Here is an 18,977-nt window from a genome sequence, read left to right on the forward strand (position 1 = left end):
CTCATTGCTTCACCTCGCCGGCGGCCGGCTGGCGCGCGGCCGCTTCATCGGCGGCGGTCTCATATCGGGAGTCGTCGCGGATCACCCGCGGCACCAGCACGCGTGGCTCGATCGACACCGGCTCGTACACCACCCTCTGCTTCTGGGCGTCGTAGCGGACCTCGACGTTGCCGATCAGCGGGAAGTCCTTGCGGAACGGATGGCCGATGAAGCCGTAGTCGGTCAGCAGCCGGCGCAGGTCCGGGTGGCCGCGGAAGACGATGCCGTACAGGTCGAACGCCTCGCGCTCGAACCAGTTGGCACCCGCCCAGATGCCGGTCAGCGAATCCAGCACCGGCAGGCTGTCGTCCGCGGCGAACGCACGCAGGCGCAGCCGCTGGTTGTGCTGGTAGCTGATCAGGTGGACCACCGCGGCGAAGCGGCGCTCCGGCGCGGCGGCCGCGCCGCTGGGTGCCTGGCCCCACTTGAAGCGGCCCGGGCCATTGCCCTCGACGCCACGGGAGAAGCCTTCGGAGGAGGCGTTGGTGTCCCACTCGTCGACGCCCCAGCCCAGGTAGTCGATGCCCGCCAGGTCGGTCAGCTGCTCGAAACCGAAGTCGTCGCGCAGCGCGCGGGCGGAGTCCAGCCACTGGTCGGCGGCCAGCTCGAGGGTGACCTCGTCGCGCGCCCCGGTGATGGTGACGGCGGCATCGGGAAAGCGCTCGCGCAGGCGCGCGGCAAGGCTCTGGCTGTCCTGGCTCATCCGTGCACACCCTGGCGATTTTCGCCGAAGTTGGTGCCGCGGCGGATCTTCTTCTGCAGCTGCAGGATGCCGTAGACCAGCGCCTCCGCGGTCGGCGGGCAGCCCGGCACGTAGATGTCGACCGGGACGATGCGGTCGCAGCCGCGCACCACCGAGTACGAGTAGTGGTAATAGCCGCCGCCATTGGCGCAGCTGCCCATCGAGATCACCCACTTGGGGTCGGGCATCTGGTCGTAGATCTTGCGCAGCGCCGGGGCCATCTTGTTGACCAGGGTGCCGGCCACGATCATCACGTCGGACTGCCGCGGCGTCGGGCGGAAGACCACGCCGTAGCGGTCCAGGTCCATGCGCGCTGCGCCGGCGTGCATCATCTCGACCGCGCAGCAGGCCAAGCCGAAGGTGACCGGCCACATGGAGCCGGTGCGCGCCCAGTTCCACAGCGCGTCCATGCTGGTGGTCACGTAGCCCTGCTGCATGACCGGGTTGTCGGCCTCGGGCAGCAGGATGTCGTCCAGGCGCCCTTCGGGCACCGGGTTGTTCATCAGGCCCGAGATGGTCTTGGTCACTCCCATTCCAGGGCTCCCTTCTTCCAGACGTAGATGAAGCCGATCAGGAGCATGCCGGCGAAGATGCCCATCTCGATCAGGCCGAGCAGGCCCAGGTCACGGAAGACCGTGGCCCAGGGCACGATGAAGATGATTTCCAGGTCGAAGATGATGAACTGGATGGCGATCAGGTAATACCGGATGTCGAACTGCATCCGCGCATCGTCGAAGGCCTCGAAGCCGCACTCGTAGGCGGAGAGCTTCGCCGCGCTGCTGGCGCTGCGCGGCCCGGCGATGTAACCGACCGCCAGCAGCACCACACCGATGCCGGTGCTCACGACGAGGAACAGAAGGATCGGCAGATATTCGCCCAGCACGTTTGCTCTCTCAGGCTACGCCGCACTTTGCGGCCTTGGCTCCGGCAGCCCCGCCGTGACAGGCAGTCTTGCCGCTGATTGATGATGCTGGAGTGGTGCCCAAGGGGGGACTCGAACCCCCACGACCGAAGCCGCTACCACCTCAAGGTAGTGCGTCTACCAATTCCGCCACCTGGGCACATTGTCCAGCCATCCTCCTGGTCGACCGCGGCACTGCTGCCACGGCCCCCGGTCCTTGCGACCGGTTGCCCGTTCATCCATGCCGGGCATCGACTACCTATTGTACCGTCACGGATCAGTTTTCCGCAGTACCCGGCGGTGCCGATTCAGGCGGTTCCGCGGCCTGCGGGACCGCCGGCACGTCGCCCGCCGGCGCCTGCTGCGGGGCCGCCGGAACCGAGGTGTCCGGCGCCGGGGCAGCCGGCACCACCGGCACCTGGGACATGATGCCCAGGTCATCGCCGACCGTGGCGGGAGCGGTGCGGGTCGCGTGCCAGGCCATGAACAGGCTGATGGCGAAGAACGTGATCGCCATCCACTTGGTGCTCTTGCTCAGGAAGCTGGAGGCACCGCGGGAGCCGAACACCGTCGCCGACGCGCCGCCGCCGAAGCCGCTGCCTGCCTGGGCGCCGGCGCCGCGCTGCATGAGGATCAGCACGATCATCGCGATCGCGAGCAGGACGTAGATGACGTTGAGGAACAACAGCATCGGGGCGGGACTCTCGGAAAAAGGGGCGTGGGGTCAGTGCGCGGCCGCGGCGGCGATGGCGTTGAACTCGTCCGCCACCAGCGATGCACCACCGACCAGGGCGCCATCGACGTCGGGCCGGGTGAACAGCTCGGCGGCGTTTGCGGCCTTCACGCTGCCACCGTACAGGATCGGCAGCGAGCCGGCGATTCTAGCATCGTGGCCGGCGATTTCACCACGCAGGAAGGCATGGATCTCCTGGGCCTGCTCCGGGCTGGCGGTCTTGCCGGTGCCGATCGCCCAGACCGGCTCGTAGGCCAGCACCGCGCCGTCGAGCGCTTCCAGGCCCAGCTCCAGCACCGGACGCAGCTGCTCCTGCAGGCGCCACTCGGCCTTGCCTTCGCGGCGCTCGCCCCAGGTCTCGCCCACGCACAGCACCGGCACCAGGCCGGCGGCGCGCGCCGCCCTGAACTTGGCGGCGACCAGGTCGCTGCTCTCGCCGTGGTACTGGCGGCGCTCGGAGTGGCCGACCAGGACGTAGCGCGCGCCCACGTCGGCCAGCATCGCCGCCGACACCTCGCCGGTGTAGGCGCCCTTGTCATGGGCGCTGACGTCCTGTGCACCGAAGGCCAGGCCCCTGCCGCCGTAACGGGAGGCCAGCTCGCCGAGGAACGGCAGCGGGGGCAGGATGACCCGCTCGACGCCCGCGGGCGCGGCAGCGGCGGCCACCGCGTCGAGCAGCGGGTTCGCGAACTGCCGGTCGCCATGGAGCTTCCAGTTGCCGGCGACGATCCTGGGACGAGTCATGCACTTACCCCGCGGGAAAATGGGACCGCGCATTGTAGCTGAACGGGTGCGACCACGCCCTACTTCAGCTTGATTTCGCGCAGGCGCTCTTCCAGGTAGCCCTGGGCGGTGATCGGCTCGGGGTACCGGCTGGGGTTGTCCGGGGTATCGCACGCCGGCAGCACGTCGATCACGAAGTCCGGGTTGGGATGCAGGAAGAACGGCGTGGAATACCGCGGCTGGCGGGCGCGCTCGCCCCGGGGGTTGACCACCCGGTGGGTGGTGGACGGATACACGTGGTTGGTCAGCCGCTGCAGCATGTCGCCGATGTTGACCACGATGGTGTCCTCGTCGGCGGTGAACGGCACCCACTCGCCGGCGTGCGACAGCACCTCCAGGCCCTCGGCACTGGCGCCGACCAGCAGGGTGATGAGGTTGATGTCCTCGTGGGCACCGGCGCGCACGTTGGGAATGTCGGGGGCGGTGATCGGCGGGTAATGGATCGGCCGCAGGATCGAGTTGCCGCTGTCGGTCTTGTCGGCGAACCAGTCTTCCGGCAGGTCGATGTGCAGGGCCAGCGCCGCCAGCACCCGTGAACCCACCGCATCGAGCGCCTGGTACAGGCCGTAGGCCTTTTCGCGGAAGTCCGGGACCTCCTCCGGCCACGGGTTGGGCGGCATCACCCCGGCGTACTTCGAGTCGCGCGGGATCTCCCGCCCGACGTGCCAGAACTCCTTGAGGTCATGGTGGGTGGCGCCCTTGGCGGTCTCCACCCCGAACGGGGTGTAGCCGCGGGCACCGCCGCCGCCAGGCACGTGGTACTTGAGCTTGACCTCTTCGGGCAGCGCGAACAGGCGCTGGAAGACGTCGTAGCACGCCGCGATCTGCGCCTGGCCGATGCCGTGGCCGCGGATGCCGGCAAAGCCCCATTCGCGGTACGCGTTGCCGAGTTCGGATACGAAGGCCTGGCGGTCGTCCGGGCTGGATGGATCAGTGAACCGGCGCAGGTCCAGGGTGGGGATACGGGTCTGGGTCATGTCGTCCTCGTCTTGCGTGTCAGGCGGCACCGGCGGCTTCGCGCACGGCGGCGGCCAGGGTCTCGACCGTGTGTTGCATCAGGGCCTCGTCGTCGGCCTCCACCGTTACCCGGACCACCGGTTCGGTGCCCGAGGGGCGCAGGAACGCACGCCCCCTGCCCTCCACGGCGACCTGCGCCCGCGCCAGCGCGGCCTTGACGTCGGCGGCCTCGGCCGGGCGGGCACCGTTCGCGTAACGGACGTTGACCGTGCGCTGGGGCAGCTTGACCAGGCCCTCGCAGGCCTGGGCCAGGGTCACGCCCCGGCGCTGCAGCACCTCCAATACCTGCAGCGCGCTGACGATGCCGTCGCCGGTGCCGGAGCGGTCCAGGCACAGCAGGTGGCCGGAGGTTTCCCCGCCGAGCACCCCGTCGTGCGCCACCAGCTGCTGGTGCACGTGGCGGTCGCCGACCTTGGCGCGCACGAAGCCGATCCCGGCCCGGTCCAGCGCCTGCTCCAGGCCGTAGTTGGTCATCACCGTGCCGACCACCGGGCCGCGCAGGCGGCCACTGGCGCGCCAGTCGTTGGCCAGCACGTACATGAGGTCGTCGCCGTCGCGCGCCTGGCCGGCGGCGTCGACGAACAGCACCCGGTCGCCGTCGCCATCGAAGGCGATGCCCAGGTCGGCGCCGGTCTCGAGCACGCGCGCGGCAAGCTGCTCAGGATGGGTGGAGCCGACGCCGGCGTTGATGTTCAGCCCGTCGGGATCGATGCCGATCGCATCGACCTGCGCCCCGAGCTCGCGCAGCACCATCGGGCCCAGGCGGTAGGTTGCGCCGTTGGCGCAGTCCACCACCACCTTCATGCCTTCCAGGTCGAAGCCGCGCGGCACCGAGTTCTTGCAGGCCTCCACGTAGCGGCCGATCGCATCGCGGGTGCGCTCGGCCTTGCCCAGTTCCGCGGATTCCACGGTGCGGAACGGCTGTTCCAGCGCGGCCTCGATGTCCAGCTCGGTGGCGTCGTCGAGCTTCTCGCCGTCGGCGGAGAAGAACTTGATGCCGTTGTCGTAGTGCGGGTTGTGCGAGGCGGAGATGACGATGCCGCCGTCGGCGCGCATCGAGCGGGTCAGGTGGGCGACCGCCGGGGTCGGCATCGGCCCCATCAGCTGCACGTCCACGCCGGCGGCGACCAGCCCGGCCTCCAGCGCGGCCTCGAACATGTAGTTGGAGATGCGGGTGTCCTTGCCGATGATCACCACCGGCTTGCGCCAGCGGCGGCGGCTGCCGCGGCCCTCGCGGACCAGGGCGAAGCCGTAGGCGTTGCCCAGGCGCAGGACGAAGTCGGCCGAGATCGGGCCCTCGCCGACGTGGCCGCGGATGCCATCGGTGCCGAAGTACTTGCGGGTCATGGAGTATTCCGTTGCAGGGCCGGCCTGGCCGGCCAGTGGATCAGGCGGCCGCGGCGTCGCCGGACGGGCGCGGCTGCTTCATCATCATCGCCATCAGCGTGGCGATGCGGTCGCGCAGCTCGCGGCGGTCGCAGATCTGGTCGATGGCACCGTGCTCGAGCAGGAACTCGCTGCGCTGGAAGCCCTCCGGCAGGGTCTCGCGCACGGTCTGCTCGATCACCCGCGGGCCGGCGAAGCCGATCAGCGCCTCCGGCTCGGCGATGTTGATGTCGCCCAGCATCGCCAGCGAGGCCGACACGCCACCGGTGGTCGGATGGGTGAGCACGGCGATATAGGGGAGTCCGGCTTCGCGCAGGCGCCCGAGCGCGGCCGAGGTCTTGGCCATCTGCATCAGCGAGAACAGGCTCTCCTGCATGCGCGCCCCGCCGGTCGCGGTGAAGCACACCAGCGGGCAGCCGGCCTCCAGCGCCGCCTCGGCGGCCAGGGCGAAACGCTCGCCGACCACCGAGCCCATCGAGCCGCCCATGAAGGCGAAGTCGAAGGCGCAGGCGACGATCGGCTGCGCCTTCAGGGTGCCGGACATGGCGATCAGCGCATCGCGTTCGCCGGTGGCCTTCTGCGCCGCCTTGATGCGGTCCGAGTAGCGCTTCTGGTCACGGAAGCGCAGCACGTCGGTCGGGCACAGCGCGGTGCCGATCTCGCGGGTGCTGCCCGGGTCCAGGAAGGCCAGCAGCCGGGCGCGGGCGCGGATCGCGCGATGGCGCCCGCAGCGCGGGCAGACCTCGAGGTTTTCCTCCAGCTCCGGACGGTAGAGCACCGCGCCGCAGCTGTCGCACTTCTCCCACAGCCCTTCCGGGACGCTGCGGCGCTTGGCGGTGGTGGCCGCATCGGTGCGGATGCCCGAGGGCATGAGTTTCTTGAGCCAGGACATGCGTGGTTTCCGTGTCGTGGTGCGGCCCGGAGGCCAGATGCAAGGGAGCGAAGTCTAGCGCAGCACCCGCCGGTCAGCCCGGCACCTGCGCGTCCAGGGCCTGGCGCAGCGGGCGCAGGAACGCCGCGGCCAGCTCCGCCGCCTCGCCCGGCGAACCCGCCGCGGCCATGGTCTGCACCAGCGCGCTGCCGACCACCACGCCATCGGCCTGGGCCGACATGCGCACCGCACTGTCCGCATCGCGGATGCCGAAGCCGACCACCACCGGCACGTTGCTGCCCTCGCGCAGTTCACGCAGGCGCTCTCCGGCCCGGGTGCTGTCGAGGCGGTCGGCGCCGGTCACCCCGGCATAGCTGACGTAGTACAGGTAACCGGCGGCGTGTCGCCGCAGCAGGTCCATCCGGGCGGCGGAACTGGTCGGGGCCGCCAGCAGGATCAGGTCGATCCCCGCGGCATCGAAGGCGCTGCGGTACCCGGCCGCCTCTTCCGGCGGCAGGTCCACCAGCAGGGTGCCGTCCACGCCCGCCGCGGCGAGCGCGGCGGCATAGCGCTGTGGCCCGCGCACCTCGACCGGATTGAGGTAGCCCATGAACACCACCGGGGTCTCGTCGTCGCTCCGGCGGAACTCCCGGACCATCTCCAGTACCCGGTCCAGCCCGGCGCCGCGCGCCAGTGCGCGTTCGGAGCTGTGCTGGATCACCGGACCATCGGCCATCGGGTCGGAAAACGGCACCCCCAGCTCGATCACGTCCGCGCCCGCGGCGACCAGCGCGTGCATGACCGGGACGGTCGCCTCCAGCGAAGGGTCGCCGGCGGTGATGAAGGGCACCAGTGCCTTGCGCCCTGCGGCGCGCAACCGGGCGAAACGGCGTGCTGTGCGGCCCATGTCAGACCTCGATTCCTTCGCGCGCGGCGATGGTGTGCACGTCCTTGTCGCCACGGCCGGACAGGTTGCACAGCACGATCGCGTCGGTGGGTAGCTCCCGGGCCAACTTGATCGCCTGGGCGACCGCATGGCTGGACTCCAGCGCCGGCAGGATGCCCTCGGTGCGGATCAGCCGGTGGAAGGCGTCCAGCGCCTCCGCGTCGGTTATCCCGAGGTAGTCGGCGCGCCCGGTGTCCTTGAGGAAGGCGTGCTCCGGCCCGACCCCGGGGTAGTCCAGCCCGGCGGAGATCGAGTGGGTCTGGCTGATCTGCCCGTCGTCGTCGCACAGCACGTAGGTGCGGTTGCCGTGCAGCACGCCCGGCCGCCCGGCCGCCAGCGATGCCGCGTGCCGCCCGCCGTCCATGCCCTCGCCCGCCGCCTCGGCGCCGACGATGCGCACGTCGCGGTCATTGAGGAAGGCGTGGAAAATGCCGATCGCGTTGCTGCCGCCGCCGACGCAGGCGGTCACCGCATCGGGCAGGCGGCCGTATTCGGCCAGCATCTGCGCCCGCGCCTCGCGGCCGACCACGGCGTTGAAGTCGCGCACCATCCGCGGGTACGGATCCGGGCCGGCCACGGTGCCGATGATGTAGAAGGTGTCGGCGACGTGGGTCACCCAGTCGCGCATCGCCTCGTTGAGCGCGTCCTTGAGGGTCGCCGAGCCGCTGGACACCGGCACCACCTTCGCCCCCAGCAACTGCATGCGGTAGACGTTGATCTTCTGCCGCGCGATGTCGGTCGCACCCATGTAGACCACGCATTCCAGGCCCAGCCGCGCGGCCACGGTGGCACTGGCCACGCCGTGCTGCCCGGCGCCGGTCTCGGCGATGATCCGGGTCTTGCCCATGCGGCTGGCCAGCAGGGCCTGGCCGATGGTGTTGTTGATCTTGTGCGCACCGGTGTGGTTCAGGTCCTCGCGCTTGAGCAGGATCCGGGCACCGCCCACGTCCGCGCTCAGGCGCCGGGCATGGTAGATCGGGCTGGGCCGGCCGACGTAGTGCGCCAGGTCCTGCTCGAAGGCGTGGATGAACCCCGGGTCGCCGCGAGCCTGGTCATAGGCCTGCGCGAGTTCCTGCAGCGGGCCGGCCAGGGTCTCGGCGACGAAACGGCCGCCGTAGCGGCCGAAGTGGCCCGTGGCGTCGGGCCAGGCGTGGTAATCGATGGAATCGGACATGGCCCATTGTCGCAGGCTCAGTCGAGAACGTGGCAGTCGATCCGCCGGACCTCCTCGACGAAACGGCGCATCAGCTCGCCGTCCTTGACCCCCGGCTCGCTTTCGATGCCGCTGGAGACGTCCACGCCCCACGGCAGCGTGGCCATCACCGCATCGAAGACGTTGTCCGGCGTCAGGCCTCCGGCCAGCAGGTAGGGTTTCTGCACGCCGGTGGGAATGCGCCCCCAGTCGAAGGTCCGGCCGGTCCCGCCGCCCTCCCCCGGGGCGTGGCTGTCGAACAGGAAGCCGGCGGCGCCCGGGTAGCGCTCCTGCAGCGCCGCCGGGTGCCCGCGGACCAGGTCGCTGCCCATCGCGATCGCCTTCAGGTAGGGCACGCCGAACCCGCGGCAGAACGCATCGTCCTCCTCGCCATGGAACTGCAGCAGGCTGGGCCGCACCTTGCGCACCACGTCGCGCACCTCGTCGACCGAGTTGTCGCGGAACAGCGCGACCGCATCGACCAGCGGGGCCAGCGCCTGGCGCATCGCCCTCGCCTCTTCCGCCGCCACCCGGCGCGGGCTGCCGTGGGCGAAAACGAAACCGATCGCGTCGGCCCCCAGCTCGCACGCCAGGCGCACGTCACCGGAGCGGGTGAAACCGCAGAACTTGATGCGGGTGCGGAACAGGATCTTCTGGTTCATGGTTGGCATCGCCGGGCATCTACTGGGTTGCGGACCCGTTTCATAGCGTTACCTCGCCCGGAAGACCCCATTGTGAAGGATAGCGTGGCCCGAGGAACACCAGTCCCGCCGCCGGCGCCGTGGGCCCGGCGAGATCGCGCCTGCGGCCGTCCAGCACCTCGGCGATCCAGCCCGGCTGCCGCCCGCCGGCACCGACCTCGAGCAGGCTGCCGACGATGTTGCGGACCATGTGGTGCAGGAAGGCGTTGGCCTGCACCTCGACGATGACGGTATCGCCCTGGCGGCTGACCGCGATGTCCTGCAGCTCGCGGCGCGCGTGCGGCGCCTGGCAGTGCACGGTGCGGAACGCGGAGAAGTCATGCTCGCCGACCAGCGCCTGGGCCGCGCGGTGCATCGCGCCGGCGTCCAGCGGGCGGCGCTCCCAGGACAGGTACTGCCGGTGCAGGGCCGGGCGCACCGGGCGGTTGAGCAGGCTGTAGCGGTAACGCCGGGCCCGGGCGCTGAAGCGGGCGTGGAAGCTGTCGTCGACCGGCAGGCACCAGCGCACCGCGACCGCGCGCGGCAGCCGGGTGGTCGTACCCAGCACCCAGCCGCGCGGGTCGCGGCCGGCCGGACCGTCGAAGTGCACGACCTGGCAGGCGGCATGGACGCCGGCGTCGGTGCGGCCGGCGCAGGTGACCTGGACCGGCAGGCCGGCGACGAACGACAACGCCTCCTCCACCGCCGACTGCACGGTGGGCTCGTCCGGACGGCGGTCGGGCTCCCCGGGGCGGCTGAGCCGCTGCCAGCCGGAGAATCCACCGCCGTCGTATTCGATCCCCAGCGCCCAGCGCCGCAGCGGCGGCGGGACGCCTGCGCCGGACCCGGGAACGGTGGCGCTGTCGTCTCCCGCCATTGCCGCTCAGTCCAGTTCGCGCAGCAGGCGCGCGGCTTCCTGGCGCGAGGCCAGGTCGCCGCTGACCACCAGCTCGGTCAGCAACTGGCGGGCGCTGTCGCCGTCACCGAGGTCGAGATAGGCACGGGCAAGTTCCAGGCGCTCGTGACCGGGGGCTTCCGCCTGGAAGTCCGCCGGGTCGTCGACCGAACCGGTATCGGTTGTGACTGCCGGGCCAGCCGGGGCATCGCCGGGGCCGTCCGGGGGCAGGTCCGCGCGGTGTTCCTCCGCAGCCGGATCGACCCGCGGGCTCGCCACCGCGGGTGCAGTGGTTTCGGTCGCCTGGGGTGCGGCTGCGGGGCGCTCGTCCTCCGCCCCGCCGGCGTGCCATGCCGGAGCGGTGGCCGCCGCGGCCGGCGCACTGGCCGGGAAGGCCGAGGCGCGCGGATCCGACGCGACGGGCGCCTCCGCCGGCTCGACCGGGGCGCGGAACCGCGGCGCCTGGTCGGCCTTGCGGCGCATCAGCCAGCCACCCAGCAGAACCAGCAGCAGGAGTGCCCCGCCGCCGATCCACCAGCCGGTCCCGCTTGCCGGCGCGTCATGTTCGCGCGCCTGCGCCAGCTCGGCCTGGACCGATGCCAGCTCGTTGTCCTTCAGCGAGATCAACTCTCGCTGGTCGGCCTGGATCTTCTCCAGCTCCGCCAGGCGGCTCCTCATCTCGTCCAGTTCCGCCTCGCGGGCGGCCAGGACCTCGTTGGCCTGCTGCAGTTCCTGTCGCATGGTGTCGCCTTCGCCCCCTTCGGAGATGCCGGAGCGGGTACCCGCCGCGGTCGCGTCGCTGGCGCCGGGCGGCACGATCTCCAGCCGCGCATCGGCGGCCGCTGCCTCCGGCCCGCCCTCCGCACCGGCCGTGTCGGGCGCATCGCCAGCCAGCTGTGTCGCCGTGCCCGCCCCGGCGGCGGGCTGCGCCACCGCCTGGTTCGCCTGGCGCCAGGCGCGGGTCTGTTCACGCACCTGGGCCAGCGCCTGGGCCGCATCGACCTCGGCCACCGTGCTTCCGCCGGGCACCCGCAGGACCGCCCCGGCGCGCAACAGGTGGATGTTGCCGTCGATGAACGCGCCGGGGTTGGAGCGCAGCAGGGCGATCATCGCCTGCTCCAGGCTGCCCTCCAGTTCCAGGCTACGGGCGAGCTGCGAGAGCGTGTCGCCGGACTGGACCCGCACTTCGCCGGGCCGCTGCGCGGCTGTCGCCGGCGTGGGCGGCACGGGCACCGAGGCTGTCGCGACCGCCTGCGCCGGCGCCGGCGATTCCGTCGGCGGCTCCGCCGGTGCGTCCGATGCGGCGTCGGCCGGGCTTCCGTCCACGGGATCCGGCTCGTCCTGCGTGGCGCTGGCCGGCGCACGGACGATGGTGTTGGATGGCGCGGCCACCGGGGCCTGTACCGGCGGTGCCAGCGGCGCCGAAACGGTACGCGGCGCATCGACCAGTGCCGAGTACTCGCGCACCAGCCGGCCCTGCCCCCAGTCGACCTCGACCAGGAAGCTCAGCATCGGCTCGTCGATCGGTTGCGGGCTGGTGACCCGGATCACCGGCTGCCCGTCGTCGCCCAGCGCGAGGTTGAACTGCAGGTCGGCGACCACGCCACGCGGCGGATCCAGGCCGATGCGGGCGAAGGTCTCCGGCGAGGCCAGGCCGACCCTCAGCCGCTCGAGTTCGCCCGGGACACTGGAGACGACCGGAATCTCGGCAAGCAACGGCTCGCCCAGCCCGGACTTCAGGCGGATCTGGCCCAGGCCGAGCGCCGCGGCCGCCTGGCTGGCAAGCAGCAGCAGCACTGCGATCGCAATGCGGAACACCTTGTTCACTGTCACGCGCGGCCCTCCCCTGGCGGCGACTCTAGCGGCGACGGCCGGCACCGGCAACGCGGCGACGGCGGCACGGCCGTCAACCGGCGCCCCCGTTCCGCGCCGCGTGGACCCGTTCGGCCAGTTGCACCGCATTGAGCGCGGCGCCCTTGCGGATGTTGTCGGCCACCACCCACAGCGCCAGCCCGCGCGGGTGCGAGGGGTCCTCGCGGATCCGCCCGACGTAGACCGGGTCATGCCCCGAGGCGTGGGTCACCGGCGTGGGATAGCCGCCATCGCGGCGCTCATCGACCACCTCGACACCGGGTGCCTCGCGCAGCAGCGCGCGCACCGCCTCGGCGGTGAGCTTGTCGCGGGTCTCGATGTGCAACGCCTCGGAATGGCCATAGAACACCGGCACCCGGACCACGGTCGCGTTCACCCCGATCAAGTCGTCGCCGAGGATACGCCGGGTCTCGTGGACCAGCTTCATCTCCTCCGTGGTGTAGCCGTTGTCGCAGAACCCGCCGCCCTGCGGGAACACGTTGAATGCGATCTGCACCGGGTAGACCTCCGGCGAGGCCTCGCGGAAGCTGAGCATCGCGGCGGTCTGCCGCCCCAGCTCCTCCAGCGCGTCGCGCCCGGTGCCGGACACCGACTGGTAGGTGGCCACGTTGATCCGCTCGATGCCCGCCGCCCGGTGCAGCGGCGCGAGCGCCACCAGCATCTGGATGGTCGAGCAGTTGGGGTTGGCGATGATGCCCTTCGGCCTGTCGGCCAGCGCCTCAGGGTTCACCTCGGCCACCACCAGCGGGACCGCGGGGTCGTCGCGGAACGCAGAGGAGTTGTCGATCACCGTCGCCCCGGCCGCCGCGAAGCGCGGCGCGTGCGCGCGGGCAGCCTCGCTGCCGGCGGAGAACAGGGCGATGTCGATGCCCTCCGGATCGAACGTCGCCAGGTCCTCGACCAGCACCTGGCGCCCGGCGAACTCCAGCCGCTCGCCGGCCGAGCGCGCGCTGGCCAGCAGCCGCAACTGCGCCACCGGGAACGAGCGCTCCTCCAGGGTCCTCAGCAATGCCTCGCCGACCACACCGGTGGCACCAACGACAGCGACGTTCACGGGATCATGCATCTGGGGGCTCGCGGGTCAAAGACAGCAGCTTAAAGGGTTGTACCGGCATCACGCAGTCGGGCGGTCCTGCCCCGGGACCCGGGGCGTGACCGGGCCGACATCGGCGCACTGGGCGCGGTGGCGCAACGCCTGGTCCATCAGCACCAGCGCGACCATGGCCTCGCAGATGGGGGTGGCACGGATGCCGACGCAGGGATCGTGGCGCCCGGTGGTGACGACCTCGACCGGGTTGCCCTCCACGTCCAGGCTGGCGACCGGCAGGCGCAGGCTGGAGGTGGGCTTGAAGGCCACCGAGCAGCGCAGCGGCTGGCCGCTGCTGATGCCGCCGAGCACGCCGCCGGCGTGGTTGGAGCCGAACCCCCCGGCGCCGATCACATCCCGGTGCCCACTGCCGCGCTGGGCGACCGAAGCAAAGCCGTCGCCGACCTCCACGCCCTTGGCCGCGTTGATGCCCATCAGCGCCGCGGCCAGGGCGGCGTCGAGCTTGCCGTAGACCGGCTCGCCCCAGCCCGGCGGCACGCCCTCGGCGACCACGTCCACCCGCGCGCCGACCGAGTCGCCGGACTTGCGCAGCGCGTCCATGTACGCCTCCAGTTCCGGTACCTGCGGCGCGTGCGGCCAGAAGAACGGGTTGCCTTCGATCGCAGCCGGGTCGAAGCCGTCGGGCAGCAGTTCGCCAAGCTGCGACAACCAGCCCTGGATGCGCACCCCGTGGCGCCGGGCCAGCCACTTCTTCGCGATCACCCCGGCGGCCACCCGCATGGTGGTCTCGCGCGCCGAGGACCGCCCGCCACCACGCGGGTCGCGGATCCCGTACTTCTGCCAGTAGGTGTAATCGGCGTGGCCGGGCCGGAAGCGGTCGGCGATCCTGGTGTAGTCGCGGCTGCGCGCATCGGTGTTGCGCACCAGCAGCGCGATCGGCGTGCCGGTGGTCAGTCCTCCGTACACCCCCGACAGGATCTCCACCTCGTCGGCCTCGCGCCGCGCCGAGGTGTGCCGGCTCCGCCCGGTCGCGCGCCGCTCCAGGTCGTGGCGGAAGTCCTCCGCCGCCAGTTCGAGCCCGGGTGGGCAGCCGTCCACCACGCAGCCGATCGCCGGCCCGTGGCTCTCGCCGAAGGTGGTGACCGCGAACAGTGTCCCGAAGGTGTTGCTGCCCATGCGTACTCCCTGCCGCCGCTCCCGCGGCGCCTGTGGACCTCAGGCGCGGGCGTCGGCCAGCGCGCGGATGCGCTCGTGGTGCTCGAGCAGGTCGGCGCGCTCGGCCACGAAGATGCCCATCTGGCCGACCTTGAACTCGACCCAGGCCAGCGGCAGTTCCGGCAGCAGCCGGACCAGGGCGTGCTCGGCCTCGCCCACTTCGCAGACCAGCAGGCCGTCTTCGGACAGGTGCCGCGGTGCGTCGCGCATGATCCTCAGTGCCAGGTCCAGGCCGTCGTCGCCGGCACGCAAGCCCAGTTCGGGCTCGTGCGCGTACTCCGGCGGCAGGGCGTCGGTCTCCTCGTGGGTGACGTAGGGCGGGTTGGTGACGATCAGGTCGTAGACCTCGCCTTCCAGGCCCTGGAACAGGTCCGAGCGGCGCAGCTGCACGTTGCCTGCCTCCAGCCGCTCCCGGTTCTCGGCGGCCAGCGACAGCGCATCCGCGTCGATGTCGGCGCCGGTGACCTCCCAGTCGGGGTTGTAGTGGCCCATCGCGATGGCGATGCAGCCCGAGCCGGTGCACAGGTCCAGCGCCCGCCGCACCTCGCGCCCGCCAAGCCAGGGCTCGAAGCCGGCCTCGATCAACTCGGCGATCGGCGAACGCGGCACCAGCGCGCGCGGGTCGGAGCTGAAGCTCAGGCCGGCGAACCAGGCCTCGCCGGTCAGGTAGGCAACCGGGACGCGGTCGTTGATGCGGCGCTCGAACAGCTCCAGCACCCGGGCCTTCTCGTCGCTGGTGACCTTCGAGGCGCCGTAGACCGGGCTGAGGTCGTGGGGCATCGACACTGCGTGCAGCACCAGCTGGGTCGCCTCGTCCAGGCCGTTGTCGTAGCTGTGGCCGAAGGTCAGCCCGGCCTCGGCGAAGCGGCTGGCGCCGAAACGGATCAGGTCGATGATCGAGAGCGGCTCGAAGCGGGCGGCGGAAAGGTCGACGCGGTCGGCGGTCATGTGTGGGAGGCCGGCTGAAGGTTGCTGTGAAGGCCGCCGATTATAGCGGCCGCCCCCGGCTATCATGGCCGGCGCAACCGTTCCCGAAGGTCCCGCCATGTTCAACCGCACTGCCCTCGCCGTCGTGCTGATCGCCGTGGCCGCCGGCCTCGGGCTGGTCGCCGCGCAGCGTTTCTTCAACCAGGCCGAGGTCCCCTCGCAGTGGCCGCAGACCAGCGCGGTGCGGCTGTTCGAGCCGGCGCGCGAACTCCCGGATTTCAGCCTGCGCCAGTCCGACGGCACCGACCTGGTTCCCGGTGAGCTGCACGGCCACTGGACCCTGGTGTTCATCGGCTTCACCCATTGTCCCGACATCTGCCCGATGACCCTGGCCCAGCTGTCGCAGGCACAGAGGCAATGGGAGGCGCTGCCCGAGGCCACCCGCCCGCGGGTGCTGTTCGTTTCGGTCGACCCGGAGCGCGACACCCCCGACCGCATCGGCGAGTACGCCCACCACTTCCACCGCGACACCCTGGCGGCGACCGCGGACATTCCGGCGCTGGAGAAGTTCACCCGCTCGCTGAGCCTGGTGTTCGCCAAGGTGCCGGCCGCCGAGGGCGCGCCCGCCGACCAGTACACCGTCGACCACAGTGCCTCGATCGCGCTGCTCGACCCGCAGGGCCGGATGACCGGCGTGGTCCAGCCACCGCTGGACATCCCGACGATCGCCGCCGACCTGCAAGCCCTCACCGAAGCCAGCGCACCCTGACCGCATGAGCCTGACCACCCGCCTGACCCATGTGCTGCCGCACCGGCTGCTGTCCTCGCTGGCCCGGCGCCTGGCGTACTCGGAGGATGCCCGCACCAGTGCGTGGCTGATCGACACCGTGACCCGGCGCTTCGGCGTCGACCTGTCCGAGGCCGAGCAGTCCGACCCGCGCGGCTACTCCAGTTTCAATGCCTTCTTCACCCGGGCGCTTCGCGAGGGCGCCCGGGTCGCCGAGGCGGACCCGCGGGCCCTGCTGATGCCGGCCGACGGCCGGATCAGCCAGGCCGGGCCGATCGGCAGCGGCGACGGGGCGGGCCGCATCTTCCAGGCCAAGGGCCAGTCGTTCACCGCGGCCGAACTGCTGGCCGACCCCGGGTACGCCCGGGTCTTCCATGGCGGCCTGTTCGCCACCGTGTACCTGTCCCCGCGCGACTACCACCGGGTGCACATGCCGTGGACCGGGACACTGCTGGAGACCGTGCACGTCCCCGGCCGGCTGTTCAGTGTCGGTCCGGCGGCGGTCGCCCATATCCCGCGGCTGTTCGCCCGCAACGAGCGCCTGGTGTGCCACTTCGACACCGGCTTCGGGCCGATGGCGATGGTGATGGTCGGCGCGATGCTGGTCTCGGGCGTGGAAACGGTGTGGAGCGGGATCGAGATCCCGGGGTATGGCCACAGCGTCCGCCGCACCGATTACCGCGGCCGCGGCATCACCCTGGAGCGTTTCGCCGAAATGGCGCGCTTCAACTACGGCTCGACCGTCATCGTGCTGCTGCCGCCGGGCGTGGCCGAGCTCGCGCCAGGGCTGGAGGCCGAGTCGCCGGTGCGGCTGGGACAGCGCCTGGCGACCCTGCGCGGCTGACCGCCCCTCCGGCTAGCCCTCGTCCGGCGCCAGCTCGGGCGCGACCGGGGCGACCGCTGGCGCCCCGCCCCGGATTACCGCCGCTTCCGGATTGCTCGACACCAGGGTGCGTGCCAGCTCCGCGCGCCGTCCCTCCAGGCAGTGGCGCCTGTACAGGCCGTTGATGCGGGCGGTCGACATCAGCGTGGTGCCGGCGGCGATCACGTCGTCGGCGCGGTAGCGGGGATTGAGGTTGCGCAGGGCGCGCATGTAGCCCTCGTGCACGCCGTTGTTGCCCAGGCAGATGGTGAGCTGGTAGATCGACGCCGGCTGCTCGAGCACCAGCGCCGCCGGGCGCACGTTGACCTTCGGCAGGTCCAGGCCGTACTCCTTCGGATGCAGGAACAGCCAGGCCGCGGCAATCACCATCGGCACGTAGTCGCGGGTCTCGGCCGGGAACTGGCGGTAGACCTCCTCGTGCCAGAAGCTCCTGCCGGGGTTCTCGCGGTGGATCCGGCGTGCCCGGCCCTCGCCGCCGTTGTAGGCCGCCAGCGCCATTTCAATGCTGCGGTTGAGCTCGCCCAGGCGCTCGTTGAGGTAGGCCACGCTGGCCCCGGACGCGGCGTACGGGTCGTAGCGGGTGTCGAAGCCCGAACCGTCCTCGCCCAGTCCGAAACGATGCCCGGTCGTGTACATGAACTGCATCGGCCCGGCGGCCCCGGCGCGCGAGGTCGAATGCACCCGGCCGCCGGATTCCTTGGCCATGATCCCGAACAGCAGCGCCTCCGGCAGCCCGGCCCGTTCGTAATGCGGCCACATGCGGTGGCGCAGGTACTGGTAGTTCTCGTAGCTGGCGACGAAGGCGCCGCGCATGTCGGTCAGCCAGCGCCGGATGCCCTCCTGCACCGCCGGGTTGAACTCCACCAGGCGGTCGAAGTCGTGGCGGTTGTCGCCGCCGATCAGCGCCGCCGCACGCGCCGCCTCGGGCACGTCCTCCAGCACCGGGTGCACGTGGTGGTCGAGCTCGTCGGCCTGCAGTGTCTCGACGCCCGCCTCGATATCGGCATGCACCTTGAGCAGGCGCTTGTAGCTGGTGGCCAGCGTGGGCACCGAGCAGCCACGCAGCGCGCCGCAGGCGCTGATGATGTCCTCCATGTCCTCCAGCGCGGCATCGGCTTCCGCGGTGCCCCGCGGGTCGGCGTTGGCGATGTGCACCATCGCCTCGCGGTAGCCGGCTTCGGCCGCTTCCATGCGGGCGGCCAGTTCCTGCGCCGCCTCGCGGTCGCGGCGGGACTGGGCATGGGCGTCGGAAACCGGCAGCAGCAGGACGAGCGCAAGCGCCGGCGCCAGGCCGCGCGCCAGCGCCGGGAGGGGGGAACGATGGGTCATGTCGACTGCGGAGAGACCAGGCAGCCGGCAGGGTAAGCCGCCGTGGCACGGGGCCGCAATCGCGCGCAGCGGCCGGCCTGTCACGATCCGGCGACCGCGGCCCGGCCATGCCGGATCGCCCCGTCGGCCACGACGCACTCGGCAGCGGCGAGGCACCGGGGTATGGTCGAAAGCACGCCCCAAGCGACAGGAGTGACCGATGTCCCGCAAAATCCTCATTGCCGCCTGCCTTGCCGCGCTCGCTACGGCCGGTTGCCAGCCGTCCGGCACCGCCGACGCCCCCGGTGGGAGCACAACCGCGGCCAGCGATGCCGCACCGGCCGATGTGATGCCGGTCGACACCCCGTCCCCGCGGGCGGATGCAGATGCACCGGCGCTCGACATGCCGGCCATGGCCGGCACCTTCGAGGGCACCCTGCCATGCGCAGACTGCCCGGGCATCGACACCACCCTGGTGCTGGCCCCGGACGGGACCTTCCAGCTGACCGACGCGTACCAGGAACGCGACGCCAGCAACACCACCGAGGGCACCTGGAGCGTGGAGGCGGACAACCGCCGCATCCGCCTGGATCCAGGCAACAAGGACGACGTGGACCGGCTGTTCGCGATCGAGTCCGCTTCGCGCATCGTCATGCTCGGGGCGGATGGCGAACCCGCCGCCAGCGGACTCGATTACAGCCTCGAGCGCCGCTCGCCATGAGCATCGACGGACGATCACCCGCACGTCCACG

At 71.4% G+C, this 18,977-nt stretch carries 19 protein-coding genes, 1 tRNA gene and 1 pseudogene; 3 read left to right on the top strand and 18 right to left on the bottom strand.

Going from position 1 to position 18,977, the window contains the following annotated elements; genetic code table 11:
• Position 1: 1 nt before the first annotated feature.
• The 17 genes from LY625_RS03010 to prmB form a co-directional block, all read right to left on the bottom strand.
• Entirely contained in the window at positions 2-742 is a 741-nt protein-coding gene (locus tag LY625_RS03010; protein WP_233737500.1) for an NADH-quinone oxidoreductase subunit C, read from the bottom strand.
• Entirely contained in the window at positions 739-1,314 is a 576-nt protein-coding gene (locus LY625_RS03015; protein ID WP_233737501.1) for an NADH-quinone oxidoreductase subunit B, read from the bottom strand. Before LY625_RS03015 ends, LY625_RS03010 begins: the two co-directional genes overlap by 4 nt.
• Positions 1,305-1,664 carry an NADH-quinone oxidoreductase subunit A gene (gene ndhC / locus LY625_RS03020; RefSeq protein WP_233737502.1) on the bottom strand — a complete coding sequence of 120 codons (360 nt, stop codon included), beginning with the start codon at positions 1,662-1,664 and terminating at the stop codon, positions 1,305-1,307. Before ndhC ends, LY625_RS03015 begins: the two co-directional genes overlap by 10 nt.
• A 93-nt stretch (positions 1,665-1,757) precedes the next feature.
• Positions 1,758-1,842 (bottom strand) — tRNA-Leu (locus tag LY625_RS03025).
• Positions 1,843-1,959: 117 nt separating this feature from the next.
• Positions 1,960-2,373 carry a preprotein translocase subunit SecG gene (secG, locus tag LY625_RS03030; protein ID WP_233737503.1) on the bottom strand — a complete coding sequence of 138 codons (414 nt, stop codon included), beginning with the start codon at positions 2,371-2,373 and terminating at the stop codon, positions 1,960-1,962.
• 33 nt (positions 2,374-2,406) lie between these two features.
• A complete protein-coding gene (gene tpiA, locus LY625_RS03035; protein WP_233737504.1) occupies positions 2,407-3,159 on the bottom strand; it encodes a triose-phosphate isomerase in 753 nt (250 codons plus the stop codon).
• 59 nt (positions 3,160-3,218) lie between these two features.
• Complete coding sequence (locus LY625_RS03040) at positions 3,219-4,175, bottom strand: 2-oxoglutarate and iron-dependent oxygenase domain-containing protein (RefSeq protein ID WP_233737505.1); 957 nt, start codon at positions 4,173-4,175, stop codon at positions 3,219-3,221.
• Between the two features lie 19 nt (positions 4,176-4,194).
• A complete protein-coding gene (glmM, locus tag LY625_RS03045) occupies positions 4,195-5,562 on the bottom strand; it encodes a phosphoglucosamine mutase (RefSeq protein ID WP_233737506.1) in 1,368 nt (455 codons plus the stop codon).
• A 40-nt stretch (positions 5,563-5,602) separates the two neighbouring features.
• The gene (gene accD, locus LY625_RS03050) at positions 5,603-6,493 is read right to left on the bottom strand and encodes an acetyl-CoA carboxylase, carboxyltransferase subunit beta (protein WP_233737507.1); all 891 of its coding nucleotides are present in this window, start codon (positions 6,491-6,493) and stop codon (positions 5,603-5,605) included.
• A 73-nt stretch (positions 6,494-6,566) separates the two neighbouring features.
• A complete protein-coding gene (gene trpA / locus LY625_RS03055) occupies positions 6,567-7,379 on the bottom strand; it encodes a tryptophan synthase subunit alpha (protein WP_233737508.1) in 813 nt (270 codons plus the stop codon).
• Position 7,380: 1 nt separating this feature from the next.
• Entirely contained in the window at positions 7,381-8,592 is a 1,212-nt protein-coding gene (gene trpB, locus LY625_RS03060) for a tryptophan synthase subunit beta (RefSeq protein WP_233737509.1), read from the bottom strand.
• Positions 8,593-8,609: 17 nt separating this feature from the next.
• Complete coding sequence (locus tag LY625_RS03065) at positions 8,610-9,272, bottom strand: phosphoribosylanthranilate isomerase (protein ID WP_233737510.1); 663 nt, start codon at positions 9,270-9,272, stop codon at positions 8,610-8,612.
• A gap of 40 nt (positions 9,273-9,312) precedes the next feature.
• Positions 9,313-10,110 (bottom strand): tRNA pseudouridine(38-40) synthase TruA, encoded by a 798-nt coding sequence (truA, locus tag LY625_RS03070; RefSeq protein ID WP_233737578.1) that lies wholly within the window; start codon positions 10,108-10,110, stop codon positions 9,313-9,315.
• A 63-nt stretch (positions 10,111-10,173) separates the two neighbouring features.
• Entirely contained in the window at positions 10,174-12,018 is a 1,845-nt protein-coding gene (locus tag LY625_RS03075) for a FimV/HubP family polar landmark protein (protein ID WP_233737511.1), read from the bottom strand.
• A 73-nt stretch (positions 12,019-12,091) separates the two neighbouring features.
• Entirely contained in the window at positions 12,092-13,123 is a 1,032-nt protein-coding gene (locus LY625_RS03080) for an aspartate-semialdehyde dehydrogenase (protein ID WP_233737512.1), read from the bottom strand.
• Positions 13,124-13,171: 48 nt separating this feature from the next.
• The gene (aroC, locus tag LY625_RS03085) at positions 13,172-14,281 is read right to left on the bottom strand and encodes a chorismate synthase (RefSeq protein ID WP_233737513.1); all 1,110 of its coding nucleotides are present in this window, start codon (positions 14,279-14,281) and stop codon (positions 13,172-13,174) included.
• 39 nt (positions 14,282-14,320) lie between these two features.
• The gene (gene prmB, locus LY625_RS03090) at positions 14,321-15,268 is read right to left on the bottom strand and encodes a 50S ribosomal protein L3 N(5)-glutamine methyltransferase (RefSeq protein ID WP_233737514.1); all 948 of its coding nucleotides are present in this window, start codon (positions 15,266-15,268) and stop codon (positions 14,321-14,323) included.
• A gap of 97 nt (positions 15,269-15,365) precedes the next feature.
• Here prmB and LY625_RS03095 point away from each other — a divergent pair, with 97 nt between their 5' ends.
• Positions 15,366-16,016 (top strand): SCO family protein, encoded by a 651-nt coding sequence (locus LY625_RS03095; protein WP_233737515.1) that lies wholly within the window; start codon positions 15,366-15,368, stop codon positions 16,014-16,016.
• A 4-nt stretch (positions 16,017-16,020) separates the two neighbouring features.
• Positions 16,021-16,878: an archaetidylserine decarboxylase gene (gene asd / locus LY625_RS03100; protein ID WP_233737516.1), complete on the top strand. Its 858-nt coding sequence runs from the start codon at positions 16,021-16,023 to the stop codon at positions 16,876-16,878.
• A 69-nt stretch (positions 16,879-16,947) separates the two neighbouring features.
• On the opposite strand, the pseudogene LY625_RS03105 reads toward asd, so the two are convergent.
• Positions 16,948-18,246 (bottom strand): annotated as a pseudogene (locus LY625_RS03105) (transglycosylase SLT domain-containing protein); the annotation flags it as partial.
• 199 nt (positions 18,247-18,445) lie between these two features.
• On the opposite strand from LY625_RS03105, the gene LY625_RS03110 reads away from it, so the two are divergent.
• Positions 18,446-18,946, top strand: coding sequence for a copper resistance protein NlpE (locus tag LY625_RS03110; protein WP_233737517.1), 501 nt, complete (start codon positions 18,446-18,448; stop codon positions 18,944-18,946).
• Positions 18,947-18,977 lie beyond the last annotated feature (31 nt).

This window comes from Lysobacter sp. GX 14042 (assembly GCF_021390425.1).
Lineage (GTDB): Bacteria > Pseudomonadota > Gammaproteobacteria > Xanthomonadales > Xanthomonadaceae > Novilysobacter.

Bases quoted from the DNA above. Each gene is read 5' to 3' on its own strand.
- LY625_RS03015 (WP_233737501.1), bottom strand. From the start codon at position 1,314: ATGGGAGTGACCAAGACCATCTCGGGCCTGATGAACAACCCGGTGCCC.
- asd (WP_233737516.1), top strand. From the start codon at position 16,021: ATGAGCCTGACCACCCGCCTGACCCATGTGCTGCCGCACCGGCTGCTG.
- LY625_RS03110 (WP_233737517.1), top strand. From the start codon at position 18,446: ATGTCCCGCAAAATCCTCATTGCCGCCTGCCTTGCCGCGCTCGCTACG.
- tpiA (WP_233737504.1), bottom strand. From the start codon at position 3,159: ATGACTCGTCCCAGGATCGTCGCCGGCAACTGGAAGCTCCATGGCGAC.
- LY625_RS03010 (WP_233737500.1), bottom strand. From the start codon at position 742: ATGAGCCAGGACAGCCAGAGCCTTGCCGCGCGCCTGCGCGAGCGCTTT.
- LY625_RS03065 (WP_233737510.1), bottom strand. From the start codon at position 9,272: ATGAACCAGAAGATCCTGTTCCGCACCCGCATCAAGTTCTGCGGTTTC.
- aroC (WP_233737513.1), bottom strand. From the start codon at position 14,281: ATGGGCAGCAACACCTTCGGGACACTGTTCGCGGTCACCACCTTCGGC.
- trpB (WP_233737509.1), bottom strand. From the start codon at position 8,592: ATGTCCGATTCCATCGATTACCACGCCTGGCCCGACGCCACGGGCCAC.
- prmB (WP_233737514.1), bottom strand. From the start codon at position 15,268: ATGACCGCCGACCGCGTCGACCTTTCCGCCGCCCGCTTCGAGCCGCTC.
- secG (WP_233737503.1), bottom strand. From the start codon at position 2,373: ATGCTGTTGTTCCTCAACGTCATCTACGTCCTGCTCGCGATCGCGATG.
- accD (WP_233737507.1), bottom strand. From the start codon at position 6,493: ATGTCCTGGCTCAAGAAACTCATGCCCTCGGGCATCCGCACCGATGCG.
- glmM (WP_233737506.1), bottom strand. From the start codon at position 5,562: ATGACCCGCAAGTACTTCGGCACCGATGGCATCCGCGGCCACGTCGGC.
- LY625_RS03040 (WP_233737505.1), bottom strand. From the start codon at position 4,175: ATGACCCAGACCCGTATCCCCACCCTGGACCTGCGCCGGTTCACTGAT.
- LY625_RS03080 (WP_233737512.1), bottom strand. From the start codon at position 13,123: ATGCATGATCCCGTGAACGTCGCTGTCGTTGGTGCCACCGGTGTGGTC.
- trpA (WP_233737508.1), bottom strand. From the start codon at position 7,379: ATGGGCCGCACAGCACGCCGTTTCGCCCGGTTGCGCGCCGCAGGGCGC.
- LY625_RS03095 (WP_233737515.1), top strand. From the start codon at position 15,366: ATGTTCAACCGCACTGCCCTCGCCGTCGTGCTGATCGCCGTGGCCGCC.